This window comes from Bradyrhizobium sp. Leo170, assembly GCF_004296405.1.
In the GTDB taxonomy this organism is placed as follows: Bacteria; Pseudomonadota; Alphaproteobacteria; order Rhizobiales; family Xanthobacteraceae; genus Bradyrhizobium.
The window spans coordinates 1-10,910 of the sequence record NZ_PSRR01000297.1; the positions used below are offsets into that span (position 1 = coordinate 1).

At 64.5% G+C, this 10,910-nt stretch carries 6 protein-coding genes; 3 read left to right on the plus strand and 3 right to left on the minus strand.

Annotated features, from left to right (window positions below):
• The first annotated feature begins 254 nt into the window (after nt 1–254).
• Nucleotides 255–1,916: a carbamoyltransferase N-terminal domain-containing protein gene (locus CWO89_RS33755; RefSeq protein WP_207234626.1), complete on the plus strand. Its 1,662-nt coding sequence runs from the start codon at nt 255–257 to the stop codon at nt 1,914–1,916.
• Complete coding sequence (locus tag CWO89_RS47210) at nt 1,874–2,410, plus strand: carbamoyltransferase C-terminal domain-containing protein (RefSeq protein WP_207234627.1); 537 nt, start codon at nt 1,874–1,876, stop codon at nt 2,408–2,410. The genes CWO89_RS33755 and CWO89_RS47210 overlap by 43 nt, the downstream gene beginning before the upstream one ends.
• 27 nt (nt 2,411–2,437) lie before the next feature.
• On the opposite strand, the gene prfB is transcribed toward CWO89_RS47210, so the two are convergent.
• From prfB to CWO89_RS33770, 3 genes are all read right to left on the minus strand, one after another.
• Nucleotides 2,438–3,569, minus strand: a protein-coding gene (prfB, locus tag CWO89_RS33760) for a peptide chain release factor 2 (protein WP_130582796.1) whose coding sequence is annotated in 2 segments (ribosomal slippage) — nt 2,438–3,499 and nt 3,501–3,569 — 1,131 coding nt in all. Because the reading frame shifts where the segments join, the coding sequence is not laid out codon by codon here.
• Between the two features lie 108 nt (nt 3,570–3,677).
• Nucleotides 3,678–6,164: a penicillin-binding protein 1A gene (locus tag CWO89_RS33765; protein ID WP_130582797.1), complete on the minus strand. Its 2,487-nt coding sequence runs from the start codon at nt 6,162–6,164 to the stop codon at nt 3,678–3,680.
• Nucleotides 6,165–6,389: 225 nt separating this feature from the next.
• A complete protein-coding gene (locus CWO89_RS33770) occupies nt 6,390–7,694 on the minus strand; it encodes an N-acetylmuramoyl-L-alanine amidase (protein WP_130582798.1) in 1,305 nt (434 codons plus the stop codon).
• Between the two features lie 752 nt (nt 7,695–8,446).
• Here CWO89_RS33770 and CWO89_RS33775 point away from each other — a divergent pair.
• Nucleotides 8,447–10,910, plus strand: a 2,464-nt coding sequence (locus tag CWO89_RS33775) for an Rne/Rng family ribonuclease (RefSeq protein WP_130582799.1), incomplete at its 3' end; no start/stop codon positions are given.

Sequence of the window (10,910 nt, forward strand, 5' to 3'; positions counted from 1 at the left end):
TTTCGAGAGGGTGGAAAGTGAAGCAAAACTCGGACGCAAAGCGCCGCGAGAATGCGAACTCATATCCGTTGAATCGGACGTAGGATGGGTAGAGTGAAGCGAAACCCATCAGCTTCGATAGCAAGCTGCGCGAGTGATGGGTTTCGCTGCAGCGAAACCCATCCTACAGAATCGGTGCGCAAACGAAACGGCATTGTTGCTTGGCAGCAAGTGTGATTGATGCATTCGAGATCGCACCGACAGGAACTCAGAACTTGGAACCGAACACGCGAATTGGTCCGCGACATCGCAGGCTGGGCGCCGCAGGCTTTCGCACCGCGCGATGGCTGGCGGCGAAGACGATGGGAGCGGCAAGCTTCCATCAGCTCGGCTCCGAGTTCGCCGACGCCCGGATTGCCTCTGTCCGCGACAAGCTCGCCCGCGGCGAGACCATCTATCTCGCGGGCCTCGGCCTTCCCGGCACGCACAATTCGGGCATCGCACTGGTCGAGGTGACACAACGAGACGGCCCGCGCCTGATCGTCAACAACGAGGAAGAACGCTTTTCCGGCAACAAGCACACGACGGAATACCCTGAAAAATCGATCGACGCCGTTGTCGCAACATTGCGCGGGATGGGACGCGATGTCGGCGCGATCGACGCTTGGCTGACAAGCTGGGACTATCCGACGCTTGCCGGCACGCTGGCGCGCTCGGTGCTGGAGGAATTGCCGCAAAGCCTGAAATTGTTGCGCACGACGGAAGCGTCCGCCTTCAATGGCCGCCGCCTCGACCAGATGACGCGGACACCAAAGATCCTCGCCCGCCAGCTCAAGCTTTCCGAGCGCGTGCCCCTGATCTGCCTGCCGCACCACGACAATCATGCTTGGTTCTCGTTCGCGGCATCTCCTTTCAAGGATGACGGCGAGCCGGTCGCCATCGCCGTGCTCGACGGCATCGGCGATCTCGGCTCGCTCTCGCTTTACGTCGTCGAGAAAGGCGCGATGCGCCGGCTCTACTGCAACGAGAGCATGTTCGATTCACTCGGCGCGTTCTACAGCGTGATCTCCTCGACCCAGGGCGGCTGGACCTGGCTGTCCAGCGAGGGACGCTACATGGGCGCAGCCGCCTGGGGCGATATGAGCCGATCGAGCAATCCCTATTATCGGAGGCTCCGCAAGGTGCTGCATCTCGGCGCCGACGGCGAAGTCTGGCTCAACCGCGCGATGGCGAACTGGTACTGCGACCCGTTCGACAATCCCTACAAGGCCGCGTTGACCGATATTCTCGGCGAACCGCTCAAGCCGGATCAACTCTGGAATCCCGACGCGATGCTGCGCGTCGAGGATATCAAGCACCGTCCCGACACGCAGGATCGCCTCGACAAGGCCGCCGCGACGCAGCTCGTGTTCGAGGACGCAATGATCCATGTCGTGGATCATCTGTTGCGCACAACCGGCGCCCGCCGGTTGGTGCTGACCGGCGGCGTTGCGCTCAACGCCGTCGGCAACATGCGCCTGATCGAGCATTTCGATGAGAGCTGGTTTGCCAATGCGCAGGGCCGGCGCGCGCAATTGCATCTGTGGGTGCCGCCGGTGCCCGGCGATCCCGGCGTCACCATCGGCGCCGCCTGGCTGTTCGCGCATCTCGCCGGTGCTCCGCGCGGCGGGCCGATGACGCATGCGTTCTACTGCGGCATGCCGCCGACATCTGACGACATCGCGATCGCGCTGAAGGCGGACGACATTGCCTCAGAGCGGATCGGCGACATCTCGACGCCTGAGGGACGCGACGCCATCGCCGACCTGATGGCGTTCATGGTGGCACAGAACGGCGTGATCGCGATCTATCAGGCCCGGCCGAGACCGGGCCACGCGCGCTCGGCCATCGTTCGATCCTCGCCAACCCCTGCGATCCCGCCACGCGCGAGCGCCTGAACGAACGCGTGAAATATCGCGAGGCGATCCGGCCCCTGGCGCCGATGGCGACGCTGGAGGCGGCGCAGTATTATTTCGAACTGCTGCCCGGCGCCTCGGACGACGATTACAACGCCTATAACTACATGGTGCTGACCGCACGCTCAAAACCGCACGCGCGCGACAAGATCCCGGCCGTCGTCCACGCCGACGGCACCGGCCGCATCCAGATCGTGCGCGAGCAGGACGATCCCCTCACCTACGCCTATCTCAAGGCGCTCGGCCGCCGCATCGGCGTCGAAGTGTCGGTTAACACGTCGTTCAATGTCGCAGGCCCGATCGCGCAGACGCCAAGCCAGGCCATCGACACACTGCGCCGCTCCAAGGGGCTCGACGCGGTCATCATGGTCGCAAGCGATGGCACCGTGTACGCCGCGTGGCATGGTGGCGAGCGCGACAGCGGCCGCTTCACGCAATGGCTGTCGGAGTGGAAAAGCGTGCAGCCGGTTGCATGAGCAAGCCGAAACGGCGCGCTTCCTTTATTAATCGACATCCTCAATCGCGCCAGCCGTCGTGCCGAAAGCCTTTTGCGCCAGCGTGGCCGCCATGAACTCATCAAGGTCGCCGTCGAGCACGCCTGCGGTATCGGAGGTCTGCACGCCCGTGCGCAGGTCCTTCACCATCTGGTAGGGCTGCAGCACGTAGGAGCGGATCTGGTGGCCCCAACCGATATCGGTCTTGGCGGCCTGGTCGGCGGCCGCCTGTTCCTCGCGCTTCTTCAATTCGATCTCGTAGAGTCGGGCGCGCAGCATGTCCCACGCCTGCGCGCGGTTCTTGTGCTGGGAGCGGCCGGCCTGGCAGACCACGGCGATGCCGGTCGGGATATGGGTCAGGCGCACCGCGGACTCGGTCTTGTTGACGTGCTGGCCGCCGGCGCCGCCCGAGCGCATGGTGTCCGTGCGCACATCCGACTCCTTGATGTCGATCTTGATGCTGTCGTCGACCACCGGAAAGATCGTCACGCTCGAGAACGAGGTGTGGCGGCGCGCATTGGAATCGAACGGCGAAATCCGGACCAGACGATGCACTCCGGCCTCCGTCTTCAGCCAGCCATAGGCGTTGTGGCCGCTGATCTGGATGGTGGCGGACTTGATGCCCACTTCTTCGCCCTGGGATTCCTCGAGAAACTCGACCTTGAAGCCATGATTCTCCGCCCAGCGCGTGTACATGCGGAGCAGCATCTGCGCCCAATCCTGGCTCTCGGTGCCGCCTGCGCCGGCATGGACTTCCAGATAGGAGTCGAACTTGTCGGCCTCGCCTGACAACAGCGCCTCCAGCTCGCGCCGGGCGACTTCCTTTTTGAGGTCCTTGAGCGCCTTCTCGGCTTCCGCGACGACGCCCTCATCGTTCTCGGCCTCGCCGAGCTCGATCATGCCGACATTGTCCTCGAGCTCGCGCTCGACCTTGCTGATGCCGGACAGCGCATCCTCCAGCGAGGTGCGCTCCTGCATCAGTTTCTGGGCTTTCTGGGGATCGTTCCAGAGATCGGGATCTTCGGCGAGCTTGTTCAGCTCGGCCAGCCGTGCCGTCGATTTCTCGACGTCAAAGATGCCTCCTCAGCAGCCCGACCGACTGCTTGATCTCTTCAACAAGGCGTTCCACTTCCGCGCGCATGGTCTTTCTGGTCTGAATTATGAATGTCTTGTGAGGGATGTAGCGGCCGAAGCGCTGAAGCGCAATCGGCCGCGAGCCTATTTCCCGATGATTTGGAGCTTCAGGGCGCTAATACAATCCGCCGGGACGCATGATCGCACCTGCGTCGGGCGCGACGGCCGGCGGCAACCGGCCCTCGGCGTCGGCCACGCCGATAGCGGAGTAGCTATCCGGCGGCGCCGTGCCCGGCTTGAATGCCTCCAGGATGGTGCGTCCACCCTCGCCCGGGCCAGCGCGCATGCCGCTCTTGGAATCGACGCGGACGAGCTTGATGCCGGCCGGAATCTTGAACGGCGTTGCCGGCTTTTCCGCCAGTGCAAGTTTGAGGAAATCGCGCGCGACCGGCGCGGCCAATGCGCCGCCAGTGGCCTTGCGACCGAGATTGCGCGGCTTGTCGTAACCCAGGTAGACACCGACTACGAGATCCGGCGAGAAGCCGATGAACCAGACGTCCTTCTCGTCGTTGGTGGTGCCGGTCTTGCCGGCGATCGGCTTGCCGACTTCCTTCACCGCCGTGGCGGTTCCGTACTGGACCACGCCTTCCATCATCGAGGTGATCTGGTAGGCCGTCATCGGATCGAGCACCTGCTCGCGGCGATCGACGAGCTGCGGCTCGGGCTGGTTCTTCCAGCCGCCGGGCGCGTCACAGCCGCGGCATTCGCGCTGGTCATGCCTGTAGATGGTGTGACCGTAACGGTCCTGGATGCGGTCGATCAGCGTCGGCTTCACGCGGCGGCCGCCATTGGCGAACATCGAATAGGCCGTGACCATCCGCATCACCGTGGTCTCGCCGGCGCCGAGCGCGTACGAGAGATAGTTCGGCAGTTCGTCATAGACGCCGAAGCGCTTGGCGTATTCGCCGATCAGGGGCATGCCGATGTCCTGCGCCAGCCGCACCGTGACGGTGTTCAGCGAGCGCGCCAGCGCGTTGCGCAGCGTGGTCGGACCGTAATACTTGCCAGTCGAATAGTTCTCCGGGCGCCAGACGCCGGCGCCCTGCCCCTGGTCGATTTCGATGGGCGCATCGACCACCACGGTGGATGGCGTGTAGCCGTTATCGAGCGCGGTCGAATACACGATCGGCTTGAACGACGAGCCCGGCTGCCGATAGGCCTGGGTGGCGCGGTTGAACTGGCTCTGGTCGAACGAGAAGCCGCCGACCATGGCCAGCACGCGGCCAGTCCATGGATCCATCGCGACCATGGCACCGGAGATTTCCGGCAATTGCCGCAGCCGGTACTGGCCTTCGACCGCCGTGCCCTCCTTGGTCACCAGGGGGTCGGCATAGATGACGTCACCGGGCGCGAGCACCTGCGACACCGCCGTTGGCGTCCGCCCGCGCGCCGCGCCGGAAGTGGGCCTTGCCCAGCGCACGCCATCGAGCGTGATGATGCCGGTCTGCCGCTGCTTGCTGACGGCGCCGCCGAGCTCGCGGCCGGGTTGGAATCCGATTCGCGCCGACTGGTCGCTGGTTTCGAGCACCACCGCAATTCGCCACGGCGAGATGTCGGAGAGCGATTTGACGTCGGCGAGCTTCACGCCCCAATCGCCGGAAACATCGAGCTTGGTGATCGGGCCGCGCCAGCCCTGCCCTTCGTCGTAGTTGACGAGGCCGGCGGCCATGGTCTTGCGCGCCATCACTTGGATCTTCGGATCGAGCGTGGTGCGCACCGACAAGCCGCCCTCGTAAAGCTTCTTCTCGCCGTATCGCTCGAAGATGTCGCGGCGGACCTCCTCGGCGAAATATTCGCCGGCAAAGGTGTGTGAGCCGTTGCTGCGATTGGTGACGACCAGCTGCTCCTTGCGGGCCTTGTCGGCGTCGGCCTGCTTGATCCAGCCATTCTCGAGCAGGCGGTCGATCACGTAGTTGCGGCGCTCGATCGCGCGGTCGCGGTTGCGCACCGGATGCAGCGCCGCCGGCGCCTTTGGCAGCGAGGCGAGATAGGCGGCTTCGGCGACGGTCAGTTCATTCACCGACTTGTCGAAATAGACCAGCGAGGCGGCGGCGACGCCATAGGCACCAAGGCCGAGATAGATTTCGTTCAGATAGAGCTCGAGGATGCGATCCTTGGAGTAAGCGCGCTCGATGCGCATCGCGAGCAGCGCTTCCTTGATCTTGCGAGCGAACGAGACCTCGTTGGTGAGCAGGAAGTTCTTGGCGACCTGTTGCGTGATCGTCGACGCGCCCTGCGGCCGGCGGCCCGAGCCATAATTCTGCGCGTACAGGATCGCAGCGCGCGCCATGCCGGAGAAGTCGATGCCGCCGTGCTCGTAGAAATTCTTGTCTTCGGCTGCGAGGAACGCGTTGATGACGAGCTTGGGCACCGCCTGGATCGGCAGATAGAGCCGCCGCTCCTTCGAATATTCGCCGAGCAGCGAGCCGTCGGACGCGTGCACGCGCGTCATCACCGGCGGCTCATAGTCCTGAAGCTGAGAATAGTCCGGCAGGTCCTTGGAGAAATGCCAGATCGCGCCCGCGACGCCGGCCACGCCGACCAGGAACACGACGGTCCCCGCGGCGAACAAGAAACCCATGAACCGCACCAGCAAGCGCATTATCGAAGTTCCGTTTCAACCCTGTTGCGCCAGACCAGCCGGCGACAGTTCCTCGTTGCGAATGCCCCTGGCCCTAACAGCCTGCGGGTGCTTGAGGCGAACAATACAGCGCTCCGCGGACAAAATCGGCCGATTCCGCGAGGCCCCCAGATGATGTCGTATACCGTTGCCGCTGTGGCCAAACTAGGGCTTCCTGGTTCCGAGCGGCGCCTTTTCTCGGCACTGTCACTTGTCCGGCGTATCCGGCGTGGCCGTCGCGAGTCGCTTGGCAAAAAAGGCGTCAATGGCCTGCAGCATCGATCCCACCGCCTTGTTGCGCCAGTTCTCCGATACCAGGTGTTCGAGGTCGCCTTTGTTGGAGACATAGCCGAGTTCGACCAGGACCGAGGGCACGTCGGGCGCCTTCAGGACCCGAAAGCCCGCCGATTTCAGCGGGTGCTTATGCATCCGCGCCGTCGTCTTCATCTCGGACACCAACAACCGCGCAAAACGGTTGGAGAATGTCTTGGTCTCGCGGCGGGCGAGATCGATCAGGATATCGGCGACCTCGGTCGGCTCATCGGACAGGTTCACGCCGGCGATGGCGTCCGCCTTGTTCTCGGCTTCCGCCAGCCGCTCCGCTTCGGCGTCGGAGGCCTTGTCAGACAGCGTATAGATGGTGGCGCCCTGGGCGTCGCCTTCCCGGCGCGGCAGCGCGTCGGCATGGATCGAGACGAACAGCGCCGCCGACTGGCTGCGGGCGATTTTGACCCGGTCGTTCAGCGGGATAAACGTGTCATCGGTGCGGGTCATGACGACCCGGTACTTGCCCGACTTCTCGATCCGGTCGCGCAATGCGAGCCCGAAGCCGAGCACGAGGTTCTTTTCCAACTCGCCGTTCGACTGGGTACCGTTGTCGATGCCGCCATGGCCGGGATCGATCACGATCAAAGGCCGCGAATCCGCCGGCTCGCCCGGTTTTGCGTTGGGTGTTCCCTCGGCCGGCATCGCCGCCTTGGCGTCCGCAATGGTTGGCCTCAGCTCCGGCCGGTCGTCCAGCGCAAGCTGCTGGGTGAACGCGTTGCGGTCAACCTGCTCCAGTTCCAGGACCAGGCGCGGCGGCTGGCCGTTGGCCGCGTCCAGCACGTAGGAATTGGCGATCTTCGCCGGCCCCGTCAGGTCAAAGACGATTCGCGAACCGCCGGGCATCACCAGCCCGTAGCGGAAGGCCTTCACCAGCCCGCGCCCGGCATTGCCGGTCCCGGAAGGAAGCTGGAACGTCACCTGGGGAATATCCACCACCACCCGGTAGGGGTCGGCCAGCGTGAAGGCGCGGAACTGGATCTTCTTGTCGAGATCGACAATGAACCGGGTCTGTTTGGCGTCGCCGGCCAACCGGGCTTCGGAAACGATAGGAAAATCAGTGTTTGCAGAAGGGCTTGGCGGCGTTCCTTCAGCTACGCCGGGAACAACAAACGGGCCGCACGACAATGCTGCGGCGCACAACAGTCTGCACCCCAGCGAAGTCCATCGATTTACGCGGTCCGCCACGATTCGGCGCCCTCCGAGCCGTCGTCATACCGCATTAGAACCACAGGGTTAACGAGACCCTAATACCGCACGGGCGAAATGGTTCGACTGTTGCCCCGCCGCGACGCTCCCTTGCGCGTGACGATCAATCCACGTATGTACGTGGTGCTGATGGCTAATACTCCCGGTTGTGTCGCGTTCAGCCTCCCGGTGCAGCGGTGGAACCTTCAAGCCGAAGGAACCAGCGTTTTTCCCGGTCCCTCCCCAGCCAGCGCCGCGCGCGGCTGACATGGAGTGGCGGTTTGAGCCCGAGCGGCGTCCGGCCCCAGACACATTCTGTGTGGCAAGGGGCGAGACACGGCAGAACTGATTGTTCGGCCCCAAAGCATGATCCGGAGAACTGGGTACCAGTTTTTCGAAACGATCATGGTCAAAAAGGGGGCCGATATGTGATTGGCCGGCGAGCGCTTTCGCGCCGCGCCGGGCCTTCAGCGAAGGATGCGGCGGTATTGTTTGCCGCCAAAATATGTTCAGACGGGCCAACCGCTTAATGCGCCAGACTGTGTTGCCGACCAACACCCCCCAGACGATCGCGACCACGCGAGGCGAAAACTCCGCACGCCGCGTCGTTCCGGTGGGAGCGGGTTCGGCACGGCGCCGCGATTTGCGTTTTGGCCTTCCCCTCACCCCCGAATCAGGTGGACCGTCGCGTCACCGGGCGGCGCAATTCGCGCGCGCCATGCTACGCGCCCGCCGCCTTCAAGAGCTCCAGAATGCCCAACAAGATGTTGATCGATGCCACCCACCCGGAAGAGACCCGGGTCGTCGTGGTCCGCGGCAATCGCGTCGAAGAATTTGATTTCGAGACTGCCCAACGCAAGCAACTGCGCGGCAATATTTACCTCGCCAAAGTGACGCGCGTAGAGCCGTCGCTGCAGGCGGCGTTCATCGAGTATGGCGGCAACCGCCATGGCTTCCTTGCCTTCAGCGAAATCCATCCAGACTATTACCAGATCCCGGTCGCCGACCGTCAGGCGCTGATCGAGGCCGAAGAGCGCGCCCATCGCGAAGCCGAGGAGGAAAGCGAAAGCCGGCCTCACCGCCGCCGCTCCCGGCACCGCAATGCCCGCCGCCGCAGCCATGGCGAGCGCGTGCAGAGCGAGGTCGTCGAGGGGGCCGAGCCGCAGGCCGATGAGGATCACGCGCTTCATGCGGAGGCCGAGCAGCACGACCTCGGCGCCGATGCGCATGAACACCATGAGCACGAAGCCTACGATTATCCTGACCATCGCGAGCATGCCGACGAGCACGACCGTCATGACGAGCACGATCGTGATGGGCACGAGCACGGCGAACACGAACACGAGCGTGCTCACGACGACCGTCATGCTCATGACGACCATGATCATGCGCCGGCTCTGAGCGAGGCCGCTGCAACGGAAGCGCAACCCGACCCGGTCGTCGCCGCGATCGAGGCATCGGCCGCCGCGGCCACTCCGGATGTCGGGGCCGAGATCGAGGTTAACCACGAGCCCGAGCGCGCCCGAGAGGAGCAGGTCGAGGAAAACGCCGCCCACGCCGAGGATGCGCAACAGACCGCGCAGCCCAGCGAGGAGCATCCGGCGTCCGATGAGCATGCCCCCGCGGAACTCGTCGCGGAGGCTGCGCCGCACGACGAGCATGGCGCCGAGCCGCCCGGCGACGAGGCGCATGACGATGAGGATGACGAGGACGGCGAAGAAGAAGAGGAAGTCGTCGAATCCGTTGGCGGCGACGACGTGCTCGAGGAGGTGCCGGAGCGCACCTTCCGTCCGCGACGCCAGTACAAGATCCAGGAAGTCATCAAGCGCCGACAGGTGATGCTGGTGCAGGTCGTCAAGGAAGAGCGCGGCAACAAGGGCGCGGCGCTGACGACGTATCTCTCGCTCGCCGGCCGCTACGCGGTGCTGATGCCCAACACCGCGCGCGGCGGCGGCATCAGCCGTAAGATCACCTCGGCCCAGGACCGCTCGCGGCTCAAGGAAGTGGTGCAGGATCTCGACGTGCCCGAGGGTATGGGCATCATCCTGCGGACCGCCGGAGCCTCGCGTTCGAAGCAGGAGATCAAGCGCGACTTCGAATATCTGATCCGCATGTGGGAAACCGTGCGCGACCTGACGCTGAAGTCGCAGGCCCCTACCCTCGTCTACGAGGAAGGCTCGCTGATCAAGCGCTCGCTGCGCGACCTCTACAACAAGGAGATCGACGAGATCATGGTGGCCGGCGAACCCGGCTACCGCGAAGCGCGCGACTTCATGAAGATGCTGATGCCGGAGAACGTCCGCGTGGTGAAGCAGTACCGCGACGGCCAGCCTCTGTTCTCTCGGATGGGCGTCGAGAGCCAGCTCGACGCGATGTTCTCCCCGACCGTGCAGCTACGCTCCGGCGGCTACATCGTCATCAACCAGACCGAGGCGCTGGTCTCGATCGACGTCAACTCCGGCCGCGCCACACGTGAGCATCACATCGAGGATACCGCGCTCAAGACCAATCTCGAGGCGGCGGAGGAAGTCGCGCGACAGCTCCGCCTGCGTGACCTCGCGGGCCTGATCGTCATCGACTTCATCGACATGGACGAGAAGCGCAACAACCGCGCGGTCGAGCGCAAGCTCTCCGACTGTTTGCGGCAGGACCGCGCGCGTATCCAGGTCGGACGCATCTCGCATTTCGGTCTGCTCGAGATGTCGCGCCAGCGCATCCGCGCCAGCGTGCTTGAGAGCTCGACCGAGCCCTGCCCGCATTGCGGCGGCTCTGGTCATGTCCGCTCGGTCTCGTCGGTGGCGCTGCAGCTCCTGCGCGGCATCGAGGAGATCCTGATGAAGGGCGCGACCCACAATCTCGTGGTGCGCACCCGCACCGACGTCGCGCTCTACGTCCTCAACCACAAGCGCGGCCATCTGCGCGACCTCGAGACCGCCTTCAAGGTCCAGATCTCGGTGGCGGCGGATGCGACCGTGAGCGGCCAGCAGTCCTACGTCATCGACCGCGGCGAGCAGGTGCACACGCTGGAAGCCGCCAAGGCGCTGCTCGCGGCGCAGGCCGCGTCCGCGCCGCCTCAGCTCGAAGAGGCCTATGACGACGAGGAACCCTTCGACATCGAGGCGGAGATCGAGACCGAGGAGACGGAAGGACTGAGCGGCGAAACGGGCGCCGGCGAAGAGGCCGACGGTCCGCGCCGAAAGCGGCGCCGGCGGCGTC

What these genes read in the sequence shown, in the direction of transcription:
- CWO89_RS33765 (WP_130582797.1), bottom strand. Translation starts at nt 6,164, where the DNA reads ATGCGCTTGCTGGTGCGGTTCATGGGTTTCTTGTTCGCCGCGGGGACC.